A 23,775-nucleotide genomic window follows, 5' to 3' on the forward strand; every position below is an offset into this window, starting at 1 on the left:
ATAATATCCACCAATATATCTTAATTTCATAGTACCACCAACTGTTCATGATGTATAATGCATTATATTGATGTTTTTAATGCATTTATGTAATTAGCGAATTATATTGAAAGTGGTGTATTAGAATGGAATGGCAGCAGTTTGAATATTTTCAAACACTAGCAAGGATGCAGCACGTAACACATGCTGCAAAAGCTCTATCCATATCCCAATCAGCCCTTAGCCGTTCAATTGCCCGATTTGAAGATGAAATAGGAGTACCTTTATTTGAACGTCAAGGACGTTCCATTAGATTAAATAAATATGGTGAGATGTTTTTAAAGCGTGTGGATAACATCATGAAAGAATTTGAAGAAGGCAAACAAGAATTGAAGGATTTGCTCCATCCAGATAATGGAGAAGTGTCACTTGGATTTCTTCACACGTTAAGCACAAGTCAGATACCTGATTTGCTCGCCTCTTTTCGTGCAGACTATCCTAAAATAAATTTTAAACTTGGACAAGGCCCTTCTCATAGTCTTATTCATGGGCTGCAATCTGGAGTGCTGGATCTTTGTCTAATCTCCCCAATTGGGATTAAATCTCCAATAGTCTGGAAAGAGCTTTGGAACGAAGAACTTTTTGTGATTGTACCGAAAAATCACAAATACGCCAATCGTCAACATATTACTTTGGAAGAAATTGCAGACGAATCTTTTATTCATTTAAAGGAAGGATTCTCCCTGCGGATCACCATTGATCAATTGTTTAAAAAAGTAGGGATTTCACCAAGAATTACATTTGAAGGAGAAGAGGCAGACACGGTTGCAGGGCTTGTTGCCGCTGGACTCGGAATATCCATTCTGCCAAATTTGAAAGGAACAGATCAAAGCAAAATTGCACAAATACCTGTCAAAAGCCCACAATGCCAAAGGGCAATCGGAATTGCCTGGGTAGAAGGAAGATATTTATCACCTGCAACTGAAAAATTTAAACAGTTTATTTTGGACCATTCCCATGAATTGGAATAGGAATGGCCGTTTTTTTATAATGAGTTACTCTATAATCTTTTTACACGTCTAAAAACAATTTAAAGGGTTTCCTTTAATATTATTAGGTCAATCTCCTTTATCCATTAACAACTCTCGAACTCTCGCTAAAATACTTACCTTTAGAAGGGATTAAAATCATAATAAGAAGAATGAATGCAAATACTGTCCCAACGATAGAAAATATTAGACATACGAACTGTAAAGAAAACCATTCCGCAAAAAATCCTAATAGAAGGGTAAACCCGATTTGGATCAATCCCTGCAGCATATCTGCTATACTACCGAACCTGCCCATAATTTCAACAGGTACACTATTCTGGAAAAAGGTTGCGTATCCAGTATTCGCAAATGCCATAAAGAAACCTAAAAAGATAAATGCGATAGTTGCTGTCAAAAAGTCAAAGGACGAATAAAAAGCAACATAACCAATAGTTGTTAGAAACATTCCTCCACCAATATACATTTTAAGCGGCACTCTCTTTGCAGCCAAGGCAGAGACAAAGGCTCCTGCTAATGCCCCAATCCCAGTTATACTTACGATAAGTCCATAATCGCGGTCTGATAATTTAAGATGTTGTTTAATAAAAGTAACCTCTTGTGAATCTAAAGCAAAGCCTATTAACATGGCAGTTTGAAATAGGATATAGACAAATATAAAAAATTTAGCATTAATTGAGAATTGCCTTACTTCCTTCCAGTCATTTAATAGAGTTTGCAAGCGTATTGGGTCTCTGACTTGGTCAATCTTCTCATCAACATTAGGAAGGAGATAAATGAAAAAGGCACAAATTAAAAAGGTAACGCCATTGATAATAATACAAATCTCTGTTCCAACGTACATAATCAAAACACCAGCTATGGCAGGTCCTAGTAAAAATGCACCTGAACTTGTCATACTCATTATGGAATTAAATCTTTTTCGATTTTCGGCTGGAACTAATTTAGTAATATACACAGATGAGCTTGGCCCAAAGAAGGCCCCAGCCATATTAATCAGCAATAGAAGGAAATAGATAACCCATAACGTACTAATAAATGGAATTAAACATACAAATAAACCTCGAATAATATCCACCATAATCATCAATTTTCTTTTGTTTATTCTATCAATCACACTTCCTGACCAAGTATTCGTAATGAGGACAGCGATCGGTCTAATAATATACAGCCCAGCAACAGCAGCTGCGGAACCTGTTAAATTTAAAATAGAAAGATTTAATGCAATTAAGTAAATCCAATTTCCTAAATAGGATATTCCAATACCCGAGATTAATAGAATGGGGTTCTTCCATAACTTCATCCACTCACTCTTTTCTTTTCTAGTTTGTGCGGCTTCAAAAAACGCAACCAGCCACCGGTTACGTTTTGCTCATTTTTTCGGTTCCATACCATTATATTTAAATAATTCGATACATATTAACCATAAATTACCTCCCATTCCCTATTATGATCAATTTTTCGGAAGATTTCAAAATATTTACGTGCTATTTTATTAAATTTTGTTGCCATATATCTAGCCTAGGGTGCCAAGCATATGAAAAAACAAAAAGGCTGCCATTTGATTTTTGAGAGTTATGATATTGTGTTTCATATGCTTGATTATTTTTATGATAAGTATTCTAAAACGTAATCAAAAATCTACATAGATTAATAAATCGTTGGGCATTCTTATTAGTGAGAATTTTGGTAAGGTGTGAGAGCCATGGAATTGTGGTATATATTATGATTTATCTTGTGGCTGCGGCAGGCTGGCTTTTCTCAGCATGGCGCTGGGGTGATTGGAGAAATTGGCGGCAGTATCATCACAGCATCCTATACATGTGCATTTGTGATATATTTTACTATTATCTTACTTCGCATTATCCTCTTTGGAGACTTGAGCCAAAAGGCGTAGTTTCAAATCACACCCTAGCAATCGTAATAGAGCTTGGCATTTTTATTTGCAGTATCTTAATTTATCTTGGACGTTTTCCCAAAGGAAAATGGAAATCCGTTCTCTGGATTAGCTTCTGGGTAGTATTGTATACCACACTTGAATGGGGTCTGCAATGGTTCGGTGTGTTTACTTACTTTCATGGCTGGTCGCTTTTTAAATCGTTTTTGTTCAACATACTCTCTTTTTCAATGATTAGGTTTCATTTTTCCCGGCCAATAGCTGCATATCTTCTGTCTATTCCCATTACGATTCTACTGTTGTACCTAAATCATGTTCCCGTAAAATAATAGCATGATTTGGAAATGTATTTCGATTCTATTATATCGGACTTTTGTCTTGTTGGAAGTTCGAAAGTCAACAAGACATTTTTGATTTTAATCATTTTGTAATTGATCAATTGGAATAAGTATTTGATCAGAAAGTGGGGCTGACACCATGTTGATAGAGCATTGGATTCTAGCAGCAATGTGGGCGTTGGGGATTGTTGGATTTATCACATTTATTCCCCAAAAAGACCGGCGTAAGGGCTTTTTAGCATTCTCAATGTTCCAAGCAATTGTCTGGCTTTGTGATATGCCTGCTTTTCAATTTGGTTTAATTAGTGCTCCTGTTAGAACGCTCCCAAAAGCTACAGATCTTACCATAACAATTAATTATTTATTCTATCCCGTCTTGTTTTCCATATATTACGTCAAGAAGCGAGTAAAGAGCTCCATTACACTTAAATTAAAGTATTTTTTTGTTTGGATTTGTGGCCTTACGATATTCGATGCTGCTATTGAGAAGTATACAGATTTATTACACTATGGGTTAATAAATGGATATGGGATGGGGATGTATCTCGCATTTCTCTTTTTTGTGAGTGAACTCTGCTGTAATTGGTTTTTTAAAGATCAAGAGTTATTCCATGCTGAACGGTGGGATACCAAATGAAAATAGAATGGTGGATCCTGTTATTCGTATATGTAGTGGCAACAGGAATCCTTTTCCTCATACCCAAAAATAAAATTCGATTAGCGGTCGCAGTATTTTTGTTTAAACAGGTAATTACTTTTCTTATTGGCTTAATCGTTGTAGAGTTAGGACTCCTCGAATACCCTGTTCGATTATTTGCTTCTATCAATCGTACAAGCTTTACATATGAGTATTATGCTTTCCCAGTTACGTGTGCCATATTTAATGTTTGGTATCCCAATCATCGGAGTACTCTTATACAAGTGGGCTATTATGTTGGTTTTAGTTCTGTGCTGACTATCGGTGAAGTCATTATTGAAAAATACACCGATCTTATCGAGTATATTCATTGGGAATGGTATATTTCTTGGGGTACAATATATCTTTCATTTTTTCTAAGCCGCTTATTTTGTATGTGGTTTTTCGATCAGTCGAGGGCTTAATGGAGCGATCTTCCTTATGGAAGAGTCGCACCCTTAGCCTTTTTTATTATCAAAGACTCTACTTAAAGACAAGGTGCAAATAATCTCCATGTCCTCTTATGAGATCCACTTCATTTTCACCTGAAATCCAGAAGAAACGAAAGGTCAACCCATCTTCCTCTCCACCGCCTGATGGTTGGCAATTCCATTCATCTGGAGCATTTGAGACAGAAATACTATAAAAATATCGATTATGAATCGCACCGTCATCGTTCTTCCAAAGATCTTCAGCCAGCAACCCTTCGACTTTAAAATCGCTTAACCCGGTTTCTTCTTGAATTTCTCTAGTAACAGCATCAAAAGTATCTTCTCCTGGTTTTACAGTCCCTTTCGGTATTTGAATCCCTGCTTCCGGAATAGGGTGCTGAAAAACTAAAACCTGTTTATTACCTTCCTTTAATCTTGTAACATATCCATAGGCTTTTTTTATTGGCTCCATTATGTATTCTCCTTAAATTTTTCTATCCCAGCTTTCACAGCTAGTTATCATATTCCCGCTCTATCCCCTCCTGCTTGTTCTATATTTATGCTTTATTACGTAATTTCCAGCAAAAAGTTCCAATATACAATAAAAAGCATGAGATCCGTTACCTTCTCATGCTTCCTACTTATCTATAACAGGAATTCGAATGAAAAATGTACTTCCCTTTCCAAGCTCACTGAAAACTTGAATAGTACCCCCATGACTTTCCACAATCCACTTGGCTATTGAAAGTCCAAGACCATGTCCTCCCTCTTGTCTTGTCCTTGCTTTATCCGCCCGATAAAAACGTTCAAAAATGCGATTATGATCGTCTGGACTGACTCCAATCCCTGTATCCTTCATTGTAATATGAAGTTCCTTACCCTTCATAATTAGAGAAAGGCTTGCTTCCCCACCATTTGGCGTATACTTAATCGCATTATCCAATAAAATATACAGCAGCTGCGTCATTCTTTGTGAATCCCCATTTATCATGAGTGTTTCCGGGGTTTCAAGATGGAGCTGAATGTCCTTTAATTTAGCCATGGCTCGGACGGAGCTAACCGCCTCCTCTGCCTTCAAGCGAAAATTAAATCTATCATTTGTGTGTTGGACTGTCCCCGAATCAGAACGAGCCAATGTTAATAGGTCACTGACCAATCCTGTCATTCTCTTTACTTCATTTTTCATATTTACTAGGAGCTTATTGGTGTAATCCTCTTTTTCTACATCCATGGTCATTTCCATTGCATTAATGGATGAAAGCATGACACTTAAGGGGGTCCGCAATTCATGAGAAGCATCAGCGACAAACTCCCGCTGTCTTGAAAAAGCGCTTGAAATGGGTATCATTGCTTTTTTGGACATATAAAAACTAATAAAAAGGGCTACTCCCGAAAAAAGAACCGCTAACCCCAATAGAATAATAAGAAGCCATTTAAATACTTGATACGCAAATGAAAACTCTTTCCCGATGTACAGCGTTCCAATAACTTCTCCATGATAAATAATCGGGTGACCAGCGATCATAAGTCGAATTGTATCCGTTCTGTGAGCGGGACGAAACTCCTCTTTTCTTTCTTTCACTTTCTCTTTTAGTTTCCTTTTCGAAAAATTCATCTGGAACGTTTCTTGAAGAATTTCATTTCGTTTCGGATTCCATGCTGAAATCGTTGATAATAAATCCGGACGAAGCTCAGGAATCAGTTCGTCACCAAGCACCAATTCACCAGAACGGTTCACGACATAAAAGAAAAATTGATCCACATCTTTGACAAGAGTCTGTTGATTACTGAACTGTAATCCGCCTTTTTGATTCTGATAGCTCAAGTATTCTTCAATATTTCTTGCTTCCATTTCTACATCAGATTCTAGTTCCCGTTCTTGATCCTTATAAATAGTGGCATATAAAATCCCATAGACAACAGCAATAAAGACGACGAGAAAGAGCATAAGCAAACCGCTATATAATAAGGTTAAGCGAAATTGCGTACTTTCAAAAATATCTCTTTTGCGAAAAAAACCACGGATGGACCGACTTTTAGTTTCCAACTTTATAGCCAACCCCTCTTATACTTTGGAGTAATTCCTGCATGCCAAACATATCTAATTTTTTTCGCAGCAATTTAATCGTTGCATCTATCGTCTTAGTGGACACATCTGCATCTAAACCCCAAATTCGGTCTAAAATTACTTCTCGAGGCAGAACTTGTCCTTTATTTTGAACTAATAAATCAAGTAGTTGAAACTCCCGAGGGCTTAACTGAATTTCTTCTTTTCCCTGAAGAATGGTCTGACTCGTCCGGTTAATCACCAGCCCTTGAATGGATATTTGATCCTCAACTATAGGAGCATAGTTACGGCGTGTAAGTGCACGTATACGGGCAAGAAGCTCATCAATTTCAAAAGGCTTAATTAGATAATCATCAGCACCTGCATCTAAACCATTTATGCGATCTTCTACCGCATCTTTAGCTGTCAGCATTAATATAGCACCGGCATACCCTTCACTTCTTAATTTCCGGCAAACTGAAATCCCATCGCCATTAGGCATCATCCAGTCCAAAATTAAGACATCATAATGAGAGGCAATCGCATACTCATACGCATCCTCACCTTCCATTACCCAATCAACCTTGTAGCCGCCCTTTTTCTTCAACATGTAACCTATCAAATCCCCAAGCTGGAGATCGTCTTCTGCTAGAAGTATATTCAAGTTAATCACCTCTTTTTTTGACATGGCATTCAGTTGTTATTTATATTACCTTTTTTAAAGAACATAGAAAAGTTTGGATGAGGAAAGATGAATACCACCGCAACAAAGGTTACGGTGGTTATTTCGTTATTCTCCTTAAACGAGTACCTCTTTTTCATTCTTTAGCTTGTCTAATTCACGATTAATTTCCTCTTCATTTACAAAAGCCAAATCATGTTTCACTAGAGGGCTAGCAAACTGACTGCCAGCTTGTACTTCTGCTTCCATTAGTAAAATGCGATCTTCTGCACGTGCAACACCTCTCAAAATATTATCAGTTTGAAAGGAACTCGTTGCATTCTGAATTTGTTTAATAGACTTAGCTACATTTGCACGTGAAGCTAAGAGAATTTTTTTATACTGCAATTCATGATATGTCTGCTGCAGTTCATTTAATTTTTCTCGAAGAAGCTCAGTCTGCTCTTTAATCGATTCGTACTGCTGCTCGTAAAGGCTAAGCTGCTTGTCATGAGTTAGCTTTTCTTGTAGTGCTAATTTAGCAATGCCCTCTTCTCCTTGCTCAATAGCCAGTTTCGCTTGACGGGTTCTTTTTTCCACTAATGCTTTTGTTTCTAGAATAAGAGCTCCTTGTTTGTTTTCAACATAAAGTTGACGAGCTATAGCCTTTTCCGCATTAACAATTTCCTGCTCCATTTCTCTAGAATATTCGTTCAGCATCGCAATCGGATCTTCAAAATGATCGAGCCAGCTATTCATATCTGCTTTTGCTATTGATTTAATTCTTTTAAAAATACCCATTTTATTTATTCTCCTTATTGTTAAGTATATTTTTTTCCCATTGATCTAATATATGTGAATTTTGATTTGATAATGTTCTATGTGAACTCATTAAAGATGTATCAATAAACTGCTGCATAGAGGATGTATTTGATTTTCTTCTGACCCATTTTACTGTGAGAGCCAGCACAACAATTGTAAGGATCAGGAAAAACAGCAGCCACATCCAAGAAAATCTATGATGATGATGATACCCCATCATATGATGTGGTCCAAAGCCATCATGTGGAACCATACCTCTTTGCCTATGCCAGTGTGGACCAGCGACTATAGCGGTAAAGCTGCCAACTAAAAAGTGGATTCCATTCAGGACAAGGATCATCGCAGCGATGATTCCACCCCAGAAAATACCTTTTCTCAATTTTGTATTCATCGTATTTTTACCTCCTTTCGTTCTTGATGTTTGTAGTTTATTTAAGCTTGGTGAAAACTTAGTGAAAGGAAATCTAGTTTTTAAAAAATTCGGCAAAAAAAATAGACCGTTTTTTTTGGCGGTCTAATAAAAAAAGAAGCAGGGGCCCCTTCCTTCTCCTTCTCAAAAATAATATGAAAGTGTTTATAAGGAACTTACAAATCCTGAATTAAAGAGAATGAATAGCTTCCGCAAACCTTCTAATTCCTTCATTTATCGACTGTTCTTTCTCCCTTGAGAATGTGAATCGGACAAAATTCTTTTTAGACCCCATTGTCGATCCAGGGACATAAATGACTCCTCTTTTTATCGATTCCTCGAGTAGTTGCATTTCATTAAAATCTCTCTTTAATTTGCACCAAATATGAATTCCACCTTGTGGGATCGAAAATTCAACATCATTTTTTAAATAGTGTTTTAGACTAGAAACGATTTGATTTCTACGTCCTTCTAATGCCCCTGCTAGTCTTTCCATATGAGAATAAAAATTTTCCGATTGTAAAAAGTCATTGGCGATCCACTGATTAAAAAAGGCGTGCCCATAGTCGATCTGCTGTTTGGCATCAGATAATCTTTCAATAACTGGCTTTGGCCCAATAATCCAGCCAATTCTTAATCCCGAAGCGACTATTTTTGATAAAGAGCTAATATATAACACATTTCCATGGATATCCATTGATTTCAAGGTAGATACATCCTCTCCAGCAAAAGAGGTTAGACTGTATGGGTCATCTTCGACTACAGGAATTCCGTACTTAGAGGATATGTCTAATATACCCTTACGCTTTTCTTTATTTAGGACAGTTCCAGTTGGGTTTTGATAAAATGGGTTTAAAAAAATCATCCGGATTCGATGTTTTTGATGCAGTGACAGTAAATCATCCGGATTGATCCCATCCTTTCCAACAGTTAAAAAGTGAGTTTTTATTCCTGCTGATTTAAAAATAGGAAGATTAAAATTGTAAGACGGGTCTTCCAGCGCAACGGCATCTCCCGGCTTCAAAAGGCATTGAACTATTAAATGCAGCGCTTGTTGTGCCCCTGATGTAATTAAGATAGAAGAAGAGCTCGTTTCTATTTTTCGATACTCCTTCACATGCTTCGTAATCGTTTCTCGTAAAATGGCATTGCCATATGGGTGGTCATAGCCCAAGCTTCCAATGAAAGATCTCGTTGATGTTATCTCCCGCAAAAATTCAAGTGGAAATAAATCTTCTGACAGTTCCCCACTGGCAAGATTAATGAGATTATGTTCAACCGCTTCTTTTCGTATTCTTTGAGTAACTGGCTGATTAGGAAGAAAAGATCCAGCCTCAATATATCTGTTCCAGCTTGGCACACGCCTCTTCGTCATTCCCCAAATATCTTTATTAATCGTCGTCCCGCTTCCCCGATTTCTTTGAATGAGTCCACTTGACTCCAGCTCGGCATACGCTGCAGCTACGGTGCTTCTGTTGATGTTAAACTCCTTAGCTAAGTATCTTTCCGACGGTAATGGTTTATCTGAGGGAAAAATGCCATTCGCTATTCCATTCTCGATATATTCTGCTAGTTGTTTATAAATTGCTTTTGCCGCTTGTCGATCAGGTTTCCAGTCCATTTCATCCAGTCCTTCGTCTTTTTTCCTTATATTCCCACTCTTAGGATACCTTTACTTTCAAAATCCTAAATACACAAAAAGACGATCTGAAAAAAAGATCGTCTTTTCTGCTCCTTGCCCCCATTAACCATTTGCTAGTTTTCTTTGGAGGCTGTCTGAAGCTAAGCTATACGCTACTAGCCTTTTCTTATATTGTTTCACAACATCAACATGATCCTTATATACGTATATGAATAATCTAATCGTTTTTTTTCCCTTTGTCGTATCAATGACTAATGGTTTACTATGATCCTCTGGGTGTAGATAATGTTCTTCAGTTCCCGGAAATATATACTGCTCCTTTATAAACACAGCTTCATTAAAATCATGAATAATTGTCGCTTTCTCCTCGCCTTCTAGTTTTTTACCGTCTACAGTTAAAGTGACCTCTGTGTCTTGAAGCTTTGAATGTGTTTCAAATTTTGAGATTAGCCATTCCACTATTCCTGTGGGCAGACAGGTCATTAATATTTTGATAAGACTTACTACTACTATGGCTATCACAGTCCAAAACATATTCCATCATCTCCATTTATATCAAATTAAAAGTTTTATTATTATGTTAGCCCCGTAATGAAAGGAACGCAGCAAAAATGATTACACCATAACAAATATTATAATAACGTAACTCCTATCATAAATGACCATCCACTTACCCAAAAATCACACCATCCACTTGGAAATGTCACCAAATCTTCATAAAAAAAAAGTGATTCACTAGAGAATAGCTTGATGTGGTAGAGGAAGCATAAGTTTTAATAATGTGATTTTACACTGTTTTTCCAGCAAACATAGATAGTGGACAAGTCACACTGATTCATCTCAGGTTCTGTTCGATAAACTCCGATATTGGACAAGTTTCACTGATTTAAGCCACGGCCTGTCCGATAAGTGAATTATGAATGCTAAATACCTTTTCATAGACAATTGGAAGGAAAAATTGTCTCCCGATAGAATTCATAATCTTATCTTTTTCCTCTCCATCTTATAAAAATCCACGTGATGACAATATAAATCAAAAGGACAACTCCTAGTGTTATCATTCTCTCTTGCGGTGACCCATCTGAAAAATAATACTGGGCCTTTACTAATTTAGATAAAAAAGCCCTATAAAGTCATGATGAACTTTAAAGGGCTTTCTCAATCATCCTATATATTTTCTTGTTTTAAGGCATCTATTATATTTTCTCTTTTTACTTTTGAACTGGAATATAGCATCGCAGAGCCCACTATGATAAATACAGCGACAACGACATAGATAATACTTCCCAACGGAAGTGTGAATGTATAGCTGAAGCTGTTCATTAAGGAACGATGGATCATGTACATGACAGCGATACTAATCGGCAGTCCATACAAAAGCGACTTGATTCCATAAAAAATACTTTCATAGTTAATCATTTTATTAAACCCTTTTGGTGTCATACCAACTGATTTCAGCATACCAAATTCACGTTTTCGTAGTGAAATGCTCGTAGATATTGTATTGAATATATTTGCCATTGAAATAGCTGTTATTAAAACAATAAAGCCGTACGTAAAGACAGACATAATCATCATCAACTGTTCTTCCTGCTGTCTGCCAAGATAGATATTTTGAACATTCATTTCATTTTCTTTCATTTCTTCAATTTCCTGCTGTGTTTTCATTGGATCTTTGCTTTTTAAGTAAAGCGAGGCGTAATGATCGGCAATTCCATTGTTACCAATAATATTTTTTAATACCTCTTCTGAAACAATGATATTTAATCCTCCTACACCAGAGGAGAAAATTCCCATTGGATGCTGATCCGTTAGTCCGGCAATCATGACTTTATTTAGGTCTTTTTCTGTATTCGTATCCATATCTACATAGTGCAGCTCAATGGATTGCCCGATGTTCTTATGGATCGCCTTTATTTCGGTATATTTCCCAGCTTCATTGTCCTTATATGGAATCGTATCAATAACAATACACTTTAGTTGCCTCGTATTTATGAGCTGATCATAATTAACCCCAATATCTTTGGCATATGCCTTCAAACTCTTATTATCCAGTGCATGTATCATAATATCGTAAGGGTATCTTCCATCTTTTAATATTGTTTGATCATTTTGGATATCGTTTTTCAGTTTGTCAGCAATAGCTGCTTCCTCTATCCATGCTCTTGCGTTAACTGTTTTTATAAAACTTGAATCTGTCACATTCTCCAATTCGGCAAAGGAGTGTAATTGTCTTTCATTAGCCTGAGTCATCCCATTATACATAGTTATCTGTATATCATAATTGATGCCATCCTGTGAAAGGACAAGGGACTTCTTTAAATTTTCGGTAAAAAATGATACGGCTAAAAATAATACGATGCTGATAACCAGTGAGAAGACGGTTGCCTGATACCTTCTTTTGTTCCTTTTTAAATTCTTCAGTCCGATTTCTGCTTCAAACCCGAATAATTTCCGAACGAGCTTGGATGTTTTCACAGCTTTGCTCGTCAGCTTTACATCCATTGACTGTCTGATCGCATCAATGGCGGAAACCCTAGAGGCTCTAGCTGCTGGAATATAGGTTGAAATAAAGATCGTAATAATGGAAACACAGCAAGCGATTACGATTGTCAGTGGTGTAATCGTCACTTCTAGCTTCTCCGTGACCCCCAATGCACCTTGAATGATTGAGTTTATAAAATAAAAGGTGATACTGAGTCCAGCAATTCCTGCCAATAATCCGATCGGGATACTGATGAGTCCGATAATAAATCCCTCAAAAAATACCGAATTCCTTTTTTGTCTTTTCGTCGCCCCTACACTTGAAAGCATGCCTAAATGGCGGGATCGCTCAGAAACCGATATTGCAAAGGCATTATAGATGAGTGAAACAGATCCAACAATAATGACTGTCATAATAACTGCCGAGAGCCCGAAAAGAGTAGCATGGAGATTATCATTATTCGTAATGCCATAATAACGCAACAAACCATTATTAAAATAAAAAGAATGAATTTGGTTCTCATTCGCTAATTTTTCAGCATGTGCATATAGAGATCTATTCACCTTTTTTAAAACAACACTTACATCTACTGTATCATCCGGACTTAGGGCGCCTTCATCTATATGTGTAAAAATTGAATACCCGGGTGCCCATGTCGGTTCCCATATAGGGCTTTTAACAAACCCAACGACTGTATAACTTGCAGTTGTTTTTTCGACTAATGTTTCAACTATTTTTCCGTTTTCCATTTGTAATGGATTCGTTTGAGACAAGACAAGTAAGTTACCCTGTTCTGTTGCTTGCCTTTCCCCCACATTGAAAGTTAATTGATCACCAATCTTATAATGAACATGAGCGTTTTTGGCAATTTCTTCTGATAAAACAACTTCATTTTCCGTTTTAGGCAATCGTCCATCTATTAGCTCAATAGGGAATTGTGTAAACCCTTGATCGTTATATGCCTTAATATACAAGTATGGTTTATTTTCATTTTTACTTCCTTTTAAGGACGCAAATCCAATTGATTTTGATACAACAAGCTCTTTCGTTTCTTCATCGTTTTTAATGGCCTCAAGCTGTTTTGGATTCACATCATTATAAAGAACATGCCATTCTCCTTCTGTTGCAATCGTTTGCCTTTTCAATAAATCTAAAAAAGAAACGCCAAGTGTCGCAACAGCCATGATCATTGCAGCAGAAATAATAACTCCTATTACAGTAACCAAAGTTCTTCTTTTATTCTGCTTTAAATGCCTAATCGTAACTTTGTTGACAATATTCATGAACGAATCACCTCGTCCTTGGCGATCTTGCCATCCTCTATCGAAATAACACGGTCTGCCTGAAGGGCGATTCTCTCATCATGGGTAATCACAATCAAAGTCTGATTCAAGGACTTATTAAACATTTTTAATAGATCAATAATTTCACTGCTATTCTTACTATCTAAATTTCCTGTTGGTTCATCGGCAAGCATAATAGCTGGATTGCTAATGAGTGCTCTCCCAATCGAAACCCTTTGCTGCTGCCCGCCTGAAAGCTGATTAGGCAAATGGTTTAATCGATTTTGCAAATTTAGAATGTGTACAAGTTCATCGAACTGCTTTTGATCGACTTTATGTTCATCCAGCAAAAGCGGTAATGTAATATTTTCTTCAACAGTCAATACCGGGATTAGATTGTAAAACTGATAGATAAGCCCAATCTGTCTTCTTCTGAAAATGGCTAGCTGTGTTTCATTAAGCTTGTAAATATCTGTACCATCTACTAACACTTTTCCGCTGGTCGGTCTGTCTACACCTCCAAGCATATGTAATAGAGTAGATTTTCCTGAACCTGATGGACCAATAATGGCGACAAATTCACCCTTTTTCACAGAAAAGGATACATTATCAAGTGCTGTTACAGCTGTTTCCCCTTTGCCATAAATTTTAGACAGATTTTCTATTTTCAATATTTCCATTGTAAAACCCTCCATACATTAGCTGATGAATCATAGTTTATCTGTCCAAAATGACTTTGGAGTGACTTTGAAGTGACAATTTAGTCACTTAAAGATGACTTAAATGATTTGCTTGTAAAATTTTATTGTAAACTCTGTACCTTTTCCTTCCTGACTCTTCACATCGATTACCCCGTTTTGATTGGAAATAATACTGTGAGCCATCGCTAGTCCAATGCCGACATTATCCTCACCGGCATTTTTCCCTTTATAGAATCGCTTAAATATATAAGGAAGATCCTCTCTCGGAATACCTTTGCCGTTATCAGCTATTTTTATTTCAGTAAACAAAGCATTTTCATTAAGAGAGATTGAAATATGACCTCCGTTTCGAGTGTGCTCTACACAATTTTTAAAAAGATTAATAAAGGCTTCTGTTGTCCAATTTAAGTCACCGATAAAAGTGACATTTTTTTCACCATTTATGGTAAGCTTCTGCTCCTTTATATCCATTGGAATTAACATTGGCTGGAGCGCTTTTTTAATAAGGGCCGCTGCGTCTATTTCATCCTTTTTAAAATGAACGGTGCCCGCATCGATTTTAGATAGCTTTAATAATGATGAAACCAGCCATTCTATTCTCTCTAACTGTGTTAGAATATTTTGCGTAAATTCCTCCCGCTTTTCATTAGGGAGATTCGGTTCACTTAATAAATCTGCCATCACAACCATAGAGGTAAGCGGTGTTTTGAGCTGATGGGAAATATCAGAAATTGCATTCATTAATCGTACTTTATCTTTTTGTAAAAGAGTGCTTTGTTCCGAAAGCATCAGCGTCACTTTATAAATATCATTCTTTAAAATACTTAACTCACCCTCACGATTATCACGAACATCCAACGAATAATTACCGCTGCTAATTTGCCGCAAATAGCCCGATAGCTTTTCAATTTCACGATATCGCCAGCGCGTGAACCATAAACTAATTCCGATAATGAGAATTGATGTAATAAGGACAAGAAATGCAGCCGTTATTGATAGAAAAAACGCAATTGTCGAACCGGTAAGGGCTACTAAACTTAAGCAAAGTATTATTAATTGAATTTCTTTATTTCGGAGCAAGCTACTCACCAACCTTATAGCCTAAACCGCGTACAGTCTTGATAATAGTTGGGTTTTGTGGCTGATCTTCAAGCTTTTCACGAAGCCTTTTAATATAAACGGTTAAGGTATTGTCATTCACGAAGTCACCAGCTACATCCCAAATTTGCTCTAGGAGCCCATTCCGTGTGAGAACTTGTCCAATATGATTAAAGAAAATCAGCAGTAATCGATATTCTAACGCAGTGAGTACAACTTCCTCTCCATTTTTATAAACCTTTCCCTCTAACGTATTAATTTTGATAGCTCCAAATTCCAATACGACATTCATCGTTTGCTTATAGTATCTTCTGAGGACCGATTTCATTCTGGATAGAAGCTCACGAATTCGAAAGGGTTTTGTAATATAGTCATCTGCACCCATATCTAATCCCATTACAACATTAACCTCATCATCAATGGCTGTTAGAAAAATAACCGGGATATCACTCTTTTCCTTCACAAGCTTGCATAATTCATACCCGCTTCCATCTGGAAGGGATAGGTCAAACAAGCATAATTGAATTTGATGTATATCCTTAGCAATGACATCTATCGCATCCTTGGTATTATGACAAATTATCGTTGAATAGCCTTCCTGCTGAAGTGAATATTGAAGTCCTGAGCAAATCGTTTTATCATCCTCTACGAGTAAAATTTTCATAAAACGCTCATCCTTACGTTATAAATTTGAATTACATTTTTTATCATATATGTAAACTAGTAATTTCACCAATGATATATCTATACATAAAAACGTTTCCGCACAGTGGCAGAAACGTTTCGGATTAGTATTATTTGGCAAGCATATATTTTTCCGACCATTGTTTGATAAGTGTTAGCATTTCATGACTTAATGGGTTGGTTAAACCCTTTTTATAAATGGTTTTGACTTTAATCGATGAAACAGGTTCTTCTTGATCTCTAAGAAGATGATTCATTTTTACAACATTATAGCCCTCCGCTGGACCATTTACCTTTTCCGCAAAAACCTGTACATGTGTAGGATCGACTTGGACATCTTTATCACCTGTTATAGCAATAATTGGACATGTAATGGCTTCAAGGTCAGGTGTCATATTGTATTCAAAAATTTCACGCATCCATTTGGCGTTAATTTTAACCACTCCTTTTTTATACACTGTCTGGTTTGAGGTTAAAATTTCTTGAAATAGCTTCGCCTGTTTATTTACTGTAGTAGTATGAACTTTTAATGCACGAAGCAGGAAGCCTTGAAAGCCTTTCATGCCGGCAGCCTCTTTCTCTACTAAGTGTGTTTGGAATTCGGATGCTTTTCGGACGTTGTCAGCCTGACCGGCTAGAAAAATAATTCCTGCTGCCTGCACCCGTTTATTTACAGCAGGCCCAACCGTACAGCCTTCACTATGACCAAGCAAAAATACTCTTTCTGGATCAACTTCCGGCAGCTGTCTTGCAGCCTGAACCGCAGCAACACCATCATTTACAAGATCCCACATGCCAGTTTCATAGAAGTCACCGCCGCTCTCCCCGGACCCTCTTTTATCATAGCGAAGAGTCGCTACACCAAAAGAAGCAAAAAACTCTGCCAGCATACGGTAGGCATTCATCGAGAAATTCTTAACATTGCCGTCTCTATCTATCGGGCCAGATCCGTGTAAAATAACTACAAGAGGAAGCTTTCCCTCAAATATCTCTGGATAATTGACCGTACCTTTTATGATAATATCAGTTTCAAATTGAATCGATTGCTCTTTCATCAGTATTGACCCCCATCATTTTGTATATTGATAAGACGGTTAAGGGGAAAAAGCGTTCATGGGAAAATAAAAAACCTTTTTTGTATAGGGGAATTGGGAATGCCTCTCTTTTACCGAGGACTCCTTTTTCTCTTTGAACTGGCAATGAGACTACCGCTATTTGACTACGCACTCCCTTTTTCTTCTTGGACGGGCAATGAGACGACCTCTATTTGACCGCAGGCTCCCTTTTTCTTCTTGGACAGGCAATGAGGAGACCTCTATTTAACCGCAGACTCCCTTTTTCTCTTTGAACGGGCAATGAGACTACCTTTCTTTTACCGGGGACTCCCTTTTTCTTCTTGGACAGGCAATGAGGAGACCTCTATTTAACCGCAGACTCCCTTTTTCTCTTTGAACGGGCAATGAGACGGCCTCTCTTTTACCGGGCACTCCCTTTTTCTTCTTGGACGGGCAATTAGGCTACCTTTCTTTTAGCCAATGACATTACCCACAAAAAAACAGACCTTTTCCACGAAAAGGTCTGTCTATGCTTATCTTTTATTCACCTAAATCTACATTATGGTACACTTGCTGGACATCATCTAAGTCTTCGAGTGCATCGATCATTTTTTCAAATTTTGCTTTTGCATCATCTGATAGCTCAATTTCATTTTGAGCGAGCATTGTAATTTCAGCAACTGTAAATTCAGTTACACCTGAATTTTTTAATGCTTCCTGTACAGCATGAAATTGATCAGGCTCTGCATAGATAATCACTGAATCATCCTCTTCTAAAATGTCACGTGCATCTACATCTGCTTCCATCAAAGTCTCAAGGACTTCATCTGCTGTTTTGCCTTCAAGACCGATAACAGCCGTTGCATCAAACATATATGCAACCGATCCGCTTACACCCATGTTTCCGCCGTTTTTCCCGAAAGCAGCACGAACATCAGAAGCTGTACGGTTCACGTTGTTAGTTAGAGCGTCTACAATGACCATAGAACCGTTAGGACCAAATCCTTCATAACGAAGCTCATCATAGTTTTCATCTGAACCGCCTTTTGCTTTATCAATCGCACGGTCAATAATATGTTTCGGTACATTATATGTTTTCGCACGTTCTAGAACAAATTTTAATGCTTGGTTCGCTTCCGGATCTGGCTCGCCCTGTTTGGCTGCTACAAAAATCTCAACCCCGAACTTAGCATATATACGGCTAGTATTCGCATCTTTAGATGCCTTTTTATCCTTAATATTATTCCATTTACGGCCCATATTGACCACTCTCTTTCCACTTTGGATCTACATAGAAAATATTAATACGAAATAGGTTATTTCTTCAATACTTTTTCAGAATAACTTCAACAACAGGAAATATTACCAAGATAGGAAAATGAAAATGTTCTCCTGTTCGTAAGACAAGCAATATTATACCTTAATTTTTTCTAGTTTTCATCTTATCACTAACACTATTACTCATTCAAAGGAACCGGAATGCTTCTCTCTAAGATTTGTGCTTGCTTCATAAAAATATCCCAATCATTTGATATAGTAATATTTAATCCTAATCCTGCCTCTCTTAAATATTGCTGTAATTCCTCGAAGTTTTTCTGATCATTTTGGGTTACCTCAGCAAATTGGTACAATGAATCAGTTGGATATTGTCTTAATCTTGAGCTTAGCCTGCCAAGCACTGCTTGATCGTCTTCTGATATCCATTTAGAATTGGTTCCTGTATGTATCCCTAGTTCGATTCCATTTAACACTTCATTTAGCTTTGTTGTAACCAAATTGGGCTCAGACCAGTTATTATTTTTTTCATGCTCGATTAGACCTTCTAACTCCACTAGTGACTCCTGAACTTCAGTGAAAAATAATTGCTCCATTGCTAAGTTAATATGTATGTATCCCCAAACTATGACTAGGATGAGAATAATGTTTATTGCAATGGAAAATCGAAATAATGCTTTTTGCTTTTTACTCAATCCAATCACCTATTTTTCTAATTCAATATATTCTCGTAATAATTTCCACTCATCTTCTTCTTTTCTCCATACCAACATGCAAGTGGCAGGAAATTCCACGTCATTAATTAAAGCCGTTTCCGTGCCAATGGCAACAAACTCTTCACCATTTTTCCTCATCGAAATGGAGGCTAGTACAAAGCTTTTTTCAGCCTGATCGTACTGCTCTAGAACTCCATTTAAATCATAGTGATAATCATATTGATCAGGCTCTTCTAAACCGGAGTGTGCCCAGTATCCTCTAAAATCTTTGGACATATAGCTTTTTATTCTTTCTCCATCCTTAGTAATGAAAGCTTCATTCCAGCTTTTGAAATAATCCTTCAACACCTCATTTATTTGCTCCATATAAAACCCTCCTCATTCTGATTATGGGTTCTACAAATGAAGGCTTAATTCCTTTAAAAAGTTGCTGCAGCTGACATTTTGGAAGGGAATTAGTTTATAAATGAAGAATAGTAATAATAAATCTATTGAGGAGAATTAGAATGAAGCAATCCATAACCTTTACAGAAGAATTACCCAATCAGGATGAGCTCTATCAACTTTATCAAAATGATGGCTGGAATGATTTTTTGAAATTGCCAAAGGAAACTTTACATAAAGCTATGCAGCAGAGCTGGTATGTATTAAGCGCTTATGATGGTAACCAATTGATCGGCACTGGCAGAATTATTTCTGACGGAGTCATTAATGGTTACATTTGCGGAGTCATGGTTCGTCCAGACTATCGGAATGAGGGAATAGGTAAGGAGATCGTTCGCAGGCTTGTTGAACAAGGAATGAAAGATCAACTACATATCCAATTGCTAAGTGATGAGTCGAAAGCTCCTTATTATGAAAGGTTGGGTTTTGAAGTTTTTACAGTTGGGATGAAATTCTCGAAAGAATAATCGTTCATTACTTAGGAATTTATTCAATTTGAATAATCATTTTAAAAAAATTTTACTCGGAGGCCAAATATGTCTAATTTCATCACTCACATTGCTACAGTAGAAATTCCTATTTCCAGCCTTGAAAGATCGATTGAATTCTATACTCGCGTTCTTGGAGTGAAAGTATCCTTTAAAGGTGAAAAAAATGCTATGCTTAGCTTTCAATCAAAAGGGGTACCAACCCTATATCTTGTAGAAACAGCAGATGTTCAATCACTTTCTTTCTCCAATTCAAACAATGGTATCATACATAGTGTTATTGACTTTTATACTCCTTCTCTTGTTGAGTTTTATGAATGGCTAAAAAAAGAGCATGTGGAAGTTGGTACATTTAATGTGAATGAAAATGGAATTGGGGGCTTTGGATTCAAAGATCCAGATGGAAATTTATTAAGTGCTTGCAATGTATCGCATTTAGGTCAATAAGATATGTTTTTAGGAAAACCACGAAAATAAATCCCGAATAATCAGAATTCTCTTGTTTACATTTTTTTAATTTTGCGTTATGATGAGAACACACTTTTTAAGGGGAGGTTAGGAAAATGAGGAAAACCACTTTGCGGTCATTTGTCCTTCTGTTTATCTTTTTCTCATTCCTAATCACGCAGTATCCCGGGGGACATGTCGCATCATTAACTGATCATGAACATCATGCAGTCATTTCATCAGATACGATAGAGGTCTTTCTTTTAAAAGATGATATAAAAAAATACTTCATAAAGCCTGATTTCAGCACTGAAGTATTATTTATTTTTATCATCGCCCTATCTTTATTCTGCAGTAAACTAATCTGGGTTTCCCGAAAAGCCGTATTGTTTACCCCTATTTTTTATCAATCGAATTATGTGGATGATGCTCCTTCTTGTGAATAAAAACAAAGGAGGAGAGCAATATGTGGATTCGCTTTTTATTAATTGGAATTTTTTCACTCACTGCATCTAGCTTATTATGTTACCAGGGTGTCGAAATTTACCAAGCAATCGCTGATTTCTTTAAAAAGAGCTAACTTATAAAAGCCAGTTTCAGAGAGTAAAAGCTCTCCGGAACTGGCTTTCCTTTTTAATACTCAATCTCCTCAAAATCCTTCGGCTGCGGCATAGGCTGCTTTGTATCTGGTTTTGCAAATTCTCTAATTAACTCCTGCTCATCACTTACTGCTTCATCCATAGTTCCTGAATCTCTTTGCTTTTCTTTCAACATGTCCAACCCCTTTCTCTTTTATTAAAAGGTTTAGCCATTTAGCAAAAAACATTCATCTTAACACGCACTACTTTTCCCCCTTATTAATGACACCAATAGTAAAGCCTTCATATAAATTCCCTTCTATTTCTGTTTTACTTTTATACACGGTCATAGATGCCAATACCTCAGCTTCCTGGGTTGGATATTCATTTGACCTAGAGGCGGAAAATATTCTATCCTCACCTTCCACTCTAAATGGCTGGGGATTAAAAGAAGCACTTGTATTCTCAATTCCGCTTATTAAATAATTTTCCGGATTAACCTCTACCATTGCCTGGATTCGAACTTTGGTGTGCTGTAACGGTATTTCACGGAATACTGATTTCACATCCCCACCATCCAACGACTCGCCATACGTATAAAGAAGTTCATTCGTTTCTTTATCTTTTACCTCAGCAATGATAAAGCCATTCTCCACTTTACGGTCAATTTGAACGGTGCCTTTTCGTTCCGGAATCCAAACAAATAAGTCATCTAAAGCCATTTGGTGCTCTTCTAAAACTGAATCATAATGACTGCTTTGATCAATAATTGCTTGATGTTCACTGGAATTCAATTGCGAGTGTGGATGGTGTTGAACGGAGTCTTTATTTCCTTCAATTAATGTAAAGCCTAATATACTTAACGTGATAATCGCGGCAGCACTCATCACTCCAACCGCAGATCGCTGCAATCTTATTCCCCACTTCTTTCGATTATGGTGCTTTGCGTTAATGAGCTGAATCTCATCTAACATTTCCTTCTGCGCTTGGCGATGAAGCTCTGGTTTCGGGAGAGATTTTAATTCGTCCATCACATCATTGAATTGTTCATTACACATTACATAAACCTCTCTTTCTCTTTTTGCAGCGCTTTTATTGCCCGATGAAAGGTTAGCCTGACTTTCCCCTCGCTCCAGTTCAATACTTCCGCCGTCTCACTAATTGATAGCTCCTTTATCCCACGCAGAATAATCACATCTCTATAGGTCTTTTTTAATTGCCGAATGGCCGAATATAGCTCTTTATTCGTTTCATTTAAATGCAAAGAAGCTTCAGGATTTTTTTCATCGATCCATTCGTCTGATTTCAGAAGCAAATAATCTTTCATTCTTTTCCTTTGATTTTTTCTAATTTCATCTATTCCTACATACCTGGCAATACTGAATAGCCATGTTTTCGGACTAGACTTTTCTTCGAATGATTTGTAACCCTTAATGGCCCGAATAAAAACCTCCTGCACCAAATCCTCTACATCATGAGACCCAATGTAATATATTAAAAATTGATAAATATCATTGCTGTATTCATAAAACCATTGACTTAATTTGTCTTGATCCATCTAACTTCCCCCAGTTTGCCTCTCTAGTCATTAGTCGAATAACCAGGCATTCTGTTTCACCTTATTGAAAGTTTTCTAACAACACTTTTAATATAATTTAAAAAGGCTAACCGTACCGGTTAACCTCAAAATTTTACCATATCTTAACTTGCCCTCTCCTCTGTCAGCATTTCCTTCTTGTCTTTTGAAAAGAACCATCCGCCAAGTGCAATCAGAATAAGTACAGCATAGAAAGTGATTTTCCATTCTATTGAATGAGCGAATTCCGCTGGCAGCACTGATAATGCAGGGTGTGAAAGGGTATAAACGGATAGCTTAACTCCTACCCATCCGACAATAAGGAATGCAGCAATTTCCAAGCCGGGTTTCGAATGGAGCAGCTTCACAAAGAAGTTTGCTGCGAAACGCATGATGATTAAACCAATAAAGCCTCCTGCGAAAATAACAATAAATTTTCCTCCATCAAGCCCTCCAATATTCGGCAGACTCGTATTCGGAAGGGCTACAGCAAGGGCTACAGCTGCTAGAATGGAATCGATAGCAAAGGCAATATCTGCTAGCTCTACTTTAAAAACTGTCATCCAAAATCCAGCTTTTTTCTTTTCTTCTTGAACAGCAGCTTTATCTTTCCCTTTCTTCACAATGAGCTTCCTGAAAATATGATTAAAGGCGATAAATAATAAATAAAGAGCACCAATGGCCTGAACCTGCCAAATATCTACTAAATGAGAAATCGCAAACAGGGACCCAAATCGGAAAACAAACGCCCCGGCTAGACCATAAAATAAAGCTTTTCTTCTTTCCTTTTCAGGAAGATGCTTTACCATGATTGCCAATACTAATGCATTATCAGCTGCTAAAAGCCCCTCTATCCCGATTAAAAGCAATAACACCCAACCATATTCTAATAAGATTGATAACTCCATTTAATTTCCTCCTCTGTTAAAAATAAAAAAACCTTTACCAATAGACGGTAAAGGTTAAAAAGACAAAAATAAAGACCTTTACCCCG

27 protein-coding genes and 1 pseudogene are annotated in these 23,775 nt (G+C 37.1%); 7 read left to right on the forward strand and 21 right to left on the reverse strand.

All coding sequences use genetic code 11. The features are described 5' to 3' along the window. The first annotated feature begins 125 nt into the window (after window positions 1–125). The gene (locus tag H0173_RS08795) at window positions 126–1,010 is read left to right on the forward strand and encodes a LysR family transcriptional regulator (RefSeq protein ID WP_221845981.1); all 885 of its coding nucleotides are present in this window, start codon (window positions 126–128) and stop codon (window positions 1,008–1,010) included. Between the two features lie 97 nt (window positions 1,011–1,107). Here the strand turns inward: H0173_RS08795 and H0173_RS08800 are convergent, their stop codons facing one another. Further along, window positions 1,108–2,331, reverse strand: coding sequence for an MFS transporter (locus H0173_RS08800; protein WP_221845982.1), 1,224 nt, complete (start codon window positions 2,329–2,331; stop codon window positions 1,108–1,110). Between the two features lie 422 nt (window positions 2,332–2,753). Between H0173_RS08800 and H0173_RS08805 the strand changes: the two genes are divergently transcribed. The 3 genes from H0173_RS08805 (at window position 2,754) to H0173_RS08815 (ending at window position 4,364) form a co-directional block, all read left to right on the forward strand. Continuing rightward, window positions 2,754–3,254 carry a CBO0543 family protein gene (locus tag H0173_RS08805; protein ID WP_221845983.1) on the forward strand — a complete coding sequence of 167 codons (501 nt, stop codon included), beginning with the start codon at window positions 2,754–2,756 and terminating at the stop codon, window positions 3,252–3,254. A 148-nt stretch (window positions 3,255–3,402) separates the two neighbouring features. Beyond that, entirely contained in the window at window positions 3,403–3,900 is a 498-nt protein-coding gene (locus H0173_RS08810; RefSeq protein ID WP_221845984.1) for a CBO0543 family protein, read from the forward strand. Next, a complete protein-coding gene (locus H0173_RS08815) occupies window positions 3,897–4,364 on the forward strand; it encodes a CBO0543 family protein (protein WP_221845985.1) in 468 nt (155 codons plus the stop codon). The genes H0173_RS08810 and H0173_RS08815 overlap by 4 nt, the downstream gene beginning before the upstream one ends. Before the next feature lie 58 nt (window positions 4,365–4,422). Here the strand turns inward: H0173_RS08815 and H0173_RS08820 are convergent, their stop codons facing one another. The 16 genes and pseudogenes from H0173_RS08820 to H0173_RS08890 form a co-directional block, all read right to left on the reverse strand. Then, window positions 4,423–4,842, reverse strand: a complete 420-nt coding sequence (locus H0173_RS08820; protein WP_221845986.1) for an NUDIX hydrolase — start codon at window positions 4,840–4,842, stop codon at window positions 4,423–4,425. A gap of 165 nt (window positions 4,843–5,007) precedes the next feature. Continuing rightward, on the reverse strand, window positions 5,008–6,417 hold the full coding sequence (locus tag H0173_RS08825; protein WP_260631103.1) for a cell wall metabolism sensor histidine kinase WalK: 1,410 nt from the start codon (window positions 6,415–6,417) through the stop codon (window positions 5,008–5,010). Next, window positions 6,407–7,081, reverse strand: a complete 675-nt coding sequence (locus tag H0173_RS08830; RefSeq protein WP_221845987.1) for a response regulator transcription factor — start codon at window positions 7,079–7,081, stop codon at window positions 6,407–6,409. The genes H0173_RS08825 and H0173_RS08830 overlap by 11 nt, the downstream gene beginning before the upstream one ends. Window positions 7,082–7,216: 135 nt before the next feature. Further along, window positions 7,217–7,879, reverse strand: a complete 663-nt coding sequence (locus tag H0173_RS08835; protein WP_221845988.1) for a PspA/IM30 family protein — start codon at window positions 7,877–7,879, stop codon at window positions 7,217–7,219. A gap of 1 nt (window position 7,880) precedes the next feature. After that, window positions 7,881–8,291, reverse strand: coding sequence for a hypothetical protein (locus H0173_RS08840; protein ID WP_221845989.1), 411 nt, complete (start codon window positions 8,289–8,291; stop codon window positions 7,881–7,883). A gap of 208 nt (window positions 8,292–8,499) precedes the next feature. After that, the gene (locus tag H0173_RS08845) at window positions 8,500–9,930 is read right to left on the reverse strand and encodes an aminotransferase-like domain-containing protein (RefSeq protein ID WP_221845990.1); all 1,431 of its coding nucleotides are present in this window, start codon (window positions 9,928–9,930) and stop codon (window positions 8,500–8,502) included. 123 nt (window positions 9,931–10,053) lie between these two features. After that, on the reverse strand, window positions 10,054–10,485 hold the full coding sequence (locus tag H0173_RS08850; RefSeq protein ID WP_221845991.1) for a YfmQ family protein: 432 nt from the start codon (window positions 10,483–10,485) through the stop codon (window positions 10,054–10,056). 449 nt (window positions 10,486–10,934) lie between these two features. Further along, a pseudogene (locus H0173_RS22690) lies at window positions 10,935–11,027 on the reverse strand (DUF6954 family protein); the annotation flags it as partial. 91 nt (window positions 11,028–11,118) lie between these two features. Continuing rightward, a complete protein-coding gene (locus H0173_RS08855; RefSeq protein ID WP_221845992.1) occupies window positions 11,119–13,719 on the reverse strand; it encodes an ABC transporter permease in 2,601 nt (866 codons plus the stop codon). Then, window positions 13,716–14,399: an ABC transporter ATP-binding protein gene (locus H0173_RS08860; RefSeq protein WP_221845993.1), complete on the reverse strand. Its 684-nt coding sequence runs from the start codon at window positions 14,397–14,399 to the stop codon at window positions 13,716–13,718. Before H0173_RS08860 ends, H0173_RS08855 begins: the two co-directional genes overlap by 4 nt. A 99-nt stretch (window positions 14,400–14,498) precedes the next feature. Then, entirely contained in the window at window positions 14,499–15,500 is a 1,002-nt protein-coding gene (locus H0173_RS08865) for a sensor histidine kinase (RefSeq protein WP_221845994.1), read from the reverse strand. A gap of 1 nt (window position 15,501) precedes the next feature. After that, window positions 15,502–16,182 (reverse strand): response regulator transcription factor, encoded by a 681-nt coding sequence (locus tag H0173_RS08870; protein WP_221845995.1) that lies wholly within the window; start codon window positions 16,180–16,182, stop codon window positions 15,502–15,504. Between the two features lie 130 nt (window positions 16,183–16,312). Further along, window positions 16,313–17,257: an alpha/beta hydrolase gene (locus tag H0173_RS08875; protein WP_221845996.1), complete on the reverse strand. Its 945-nt coding sequence runs from the start codon at window positions 17,255–17,257 to the stop codon at window positions 16,313–16,315. A gap of 540 nt (window positions 17,258–17,797) precedes the next feature. Continuing rightward, a complete protein-coding gene (locus H0173_RS08880) occupies window positions 17,798–18,517 on the reverse strand; it encodes a YebC/PmpR family DNA-binding transcriptional regulator (protein ID WP_221845997.1) in 720 nt (239 codons plus the stop codon). A 197-nt stretch (window positions 18,518–18,714) separates the two neighbouring features. Continuing rightward, window positions 18,715–19,227 (reverse strand): hypothetical protein, encoded by a 513-nt coding sequence (locus H0173_RS08885; protein ID WP_221845998.1) that lies wholly within the window; start codon window positions 19,225–19,227, stop codon window positions 18,715–18,717. A 9-nt stretch (window positions 19,228–19,236) separates the two neighbouring features. Further along, window positions 19,237–19,614, reverse strand: a complete 378-nt coding sequence (locus H0173_RS08890) for a nuclear transport factor 2 family protein (RefSeq protein WP_221845999.1) — start codon at window positions 19,612–19,614, stop codon at window positions 19,237–19,239. 140 nt (window positions 19,615–19,754) lie between these two features. On the opposite strand from H0173_RS08890, the gene H0173_RS08895 reads away from it, so the two are divergent. The 3 genes from H0173_RS08895 to H0173_RS08905 all read left to right on the forward strand — a co-directional run bounded on the left by H0173_RS08895 (window position 19,755) and on the right by H0173_RS08905 (window position 21,073). Beyond that, complete coding sequence (locus tag H0173_RS08895; RefSeq protein WP_221846000.1) at window positions 19,755–20,159, forward strand: GNAT family N-acetyltransferase; 405 nt, start codon at window positions 19,755–19,757, stop codon at window positions 20,157–20,159. 69 nt (window positions 20,160–20,228) lie between these two features. Beyond that, entirely contained in the window at window positions 20,229–20,627 is a 399-nt protein-coding gene (locus H0173_RS08900; protein ID WP_221846001.1) for a VOC family protein, read from the forward strand. A 116-nt stretch (window positions 20,628–20,743) separates the two neighbouring features. Beyond that, window positions 20,744–21,073 carry a hypothetical protein gene (locus H0173_RS08905; RefSeq protein ID WP_221846002.1) on the forward strand — a complete coding sequence of 110 codons (330 nt, stop codon included), beginning with the start codon at window positions 20,744–20,746 and terminating at the stop codon, window positions 21,071–21,073. 187 nt (window positions 21,074–21,260) lie between these two features. On the opposite strand, the gene H0173_RS08910 is transcribed toward H0173_RS08905, so the two are convergent. From H0173_RS08910 to H0173_RS08925, 4 genes are all read right to left on the reverse strand, one after another. Next, window positions 21,261–21,398: a hypothetical protein gene (locus H0173_RS08910; RefSeq protein ID WP_221846003.1), complete on the reverse strand. Its 138-nt coding sequence runs from the start codon at window positions 21,396–21,398 to the stop codon at window positions 21,261–21,263. Window positions 21,399–21,468: 70 nt separating this feature from the next. Next, on the reverse strand, window positions 21,469–22,263 hold the full coding sequence (locus H0173_RS08915; RefSeq protein WP_221846004.1) for a hypothetical protein: 795 nt from the start codon (window positions 22,261–22,263) through the stop codon (window positions 21,469–21,471). Then, on the reverse strand, window positions 22,263–22,763 hold the full coding sequence (locus H0173_RS08920; protein ID WP_221846005.1) for an RNA polymerase sigma factor: 501 nt from the start codon (window positions 22,761–22,763) through the stop codon (window positions 22,263–22,265). Before H0173_RS08920 ends, H0173_RS08915 begins: the two co-directional genes overlap by 1 nt. Window positions 22,764–22,906: 143 nt before the next feature. Then, the gene (locus H0173_RS08925; RefSeq protein ID WP_221846006.1) at window positions 22,907–23,689 is read right to left on the reverse strand and encodes a TerC family protein; all 783 of its coding nucleotides are present in this window, start codon (window positions 23,687–23,689) and stop codon (window positions 22,907–22,909) included. Window positions 23,690–23,775 lie beyond the last annotated feature (86 nt).

It is taken from the genome of Bacillus sp. S/N-304-OC-R1 (assembly GCF_019749375.1).
Taxonomy (GTDB): Bacteria; Bacillota; Bacilli; order Bacillales; family Cytobacillaceae; genus Cytobacillus.

Bases quoted from the DNA above. Each gene is read 5' to 3' on its own strand.
- H0173_RS08795 (WP_221845981.1), top strand. From the start codon at position 126: ATGGAATGGCAGCAGTTTGAATATTTTCAAACACTAGCAAGGATGCAG.
- H0173_RS08800 (WP_221845982.1), bottom strand. From the start codon at position 2,331: ATGAAGTTATGGAAGAACCCCATTCTATTAATCTCGGGTATTGGAATA.
- H0173_RS08805 (WP_221845983.1), top strand. From the start codon at position 2,754: ATGATTTATCTTGTGGCTGCGGCAGGCTGGCTTTTCTCAGCATGGCGC.
- H0173_RS08810 (WP_221845984.1), top strand. From the start codon at position 3,403: ATGTTGATAGAGCATTGGATTCTAGCAGCAATGTGGGCGTTGGGGATT.
- H0173_RS08815 (WP_221845985.1), top strand. From the start codon at position 3,897: ATGAAAATAGAATGGTGGATCCTGTTATTCGTATATGTAGTGGCAACA.
- H0173_RS08820 (WP_221845986.1), bottom strand. From the start codon at position 4,842: ATGGAGCCAATAAAAAAAGCCTATGGATATGTTACAAGATTAAAGGAA.
- H0173_RS08835 (WP_221845988.1), bottom strand. From the start codon at position 7,879: ATGGGTATTTTTAAAAGAATTAAATCAATAGCAAAAGCAGATATGAAT.
- H0173_RS08840 (WP_221845989.1), bottom strand. From the start codon at position 8,291: ATGAATACAAAATTGAGAAAAGGTATTTTCTGGGGTGGAATCATCGCT.
- H0173_RS08845 (WP_221845990.1), bottom strand. From the start codon at position 9,930: ATGGACTGGAAACCTGATCGACAAGCGGCAAAAGCAATTTATAAACAA.
- H0173_RS08850 (WP_221845991.1), bottom strand. From the start codon at position 10,485: ATGTTTTGGACTGTGATAGCCATAGTAGTAGTAAGTCTTATCAAAATA.
- H0173_RS08855 (WP_221845992.1), bottom strand. From the start codon at position 13,719: ATGAATATTGTCAACAAAGTTACGATTAGGCATTTAAAGCAGAATAAA.
- H0173_RS08860 (WP_221845993.1), bottom strand. From the start codon at position 14,399: ATGGAAATATTGAAAATAGAAAATCTGTCTAAAATTTATGGCAAAGGG.
- H0173_RS08870 (WP_221845995.1), bottom strand. From the start codon at position 16,182: ATGAAAATTTTACTCGTAGAGGATGATAAAACGATTTGCTCAGGACTT.
- H0173_RS08875 (WP_221845996.1), bottom strand. From the start codon at position 17,257: ATGAAAGAGCAATCGATTCAATTTGAAACTGATATTATCATAAAAGGT.
- H0173_RS08880 (WP_221845997.1), bottom strand. From the start codon at position 18,517: ATGGGCCGTAAATGGAATAATATTAAGGATAAAAAGGCATCTAAAGAT.
- H0173_RS08890 (WP_221845999.1), bottom strand. From the start codon at position 19,614: ATGGAGCAAATAAATGAGGTGTTGAAGGATTATTTCAAAAGCTGGAAT.
- H0173_RS08895 (WP_221846000.1), top strand. From the start codon at position 19,755: ATGAAGCAATCCATAACCTTTACAGAAGAATTACCCAATCAGGATGAG.
- H0173_RS08900 (WP_221846001.1), top strand. From the start codon at position 20,229: ATGTCTAATTTCATCACTCACATTGCTACAGTAGAAATTCCTATTTCC.
- H0173_RS08905 (WP_221846002.1), top strand. From the start codon at position 20,744: ATGAGGAAAACCACTTTGCGGTCATTTGTCCTTCTGTTTATCTTTTTC.
- H0173_RS08915 (WP_221846004.1), bottom strand. From the start codon at position 22,263: ATGTGTAATGAACAATTCAATGATGTGATGGACGAATTAAAATCTCTC.
- H0173_RS08920 (WP_221846005.1), bottom strand. From the start codon at position 22,763: ATGGATCAAGACAAATTAAGTCAATGGTTTTATGAATACAGCAATGAT.
- H0173_RS08925 (WP_221846006.1), bottom strand. From the start codon at position 23,689: ATGGAGTTATCAATCTTATTAGAATATGGTTGGGTGTTATTGCTTTTA.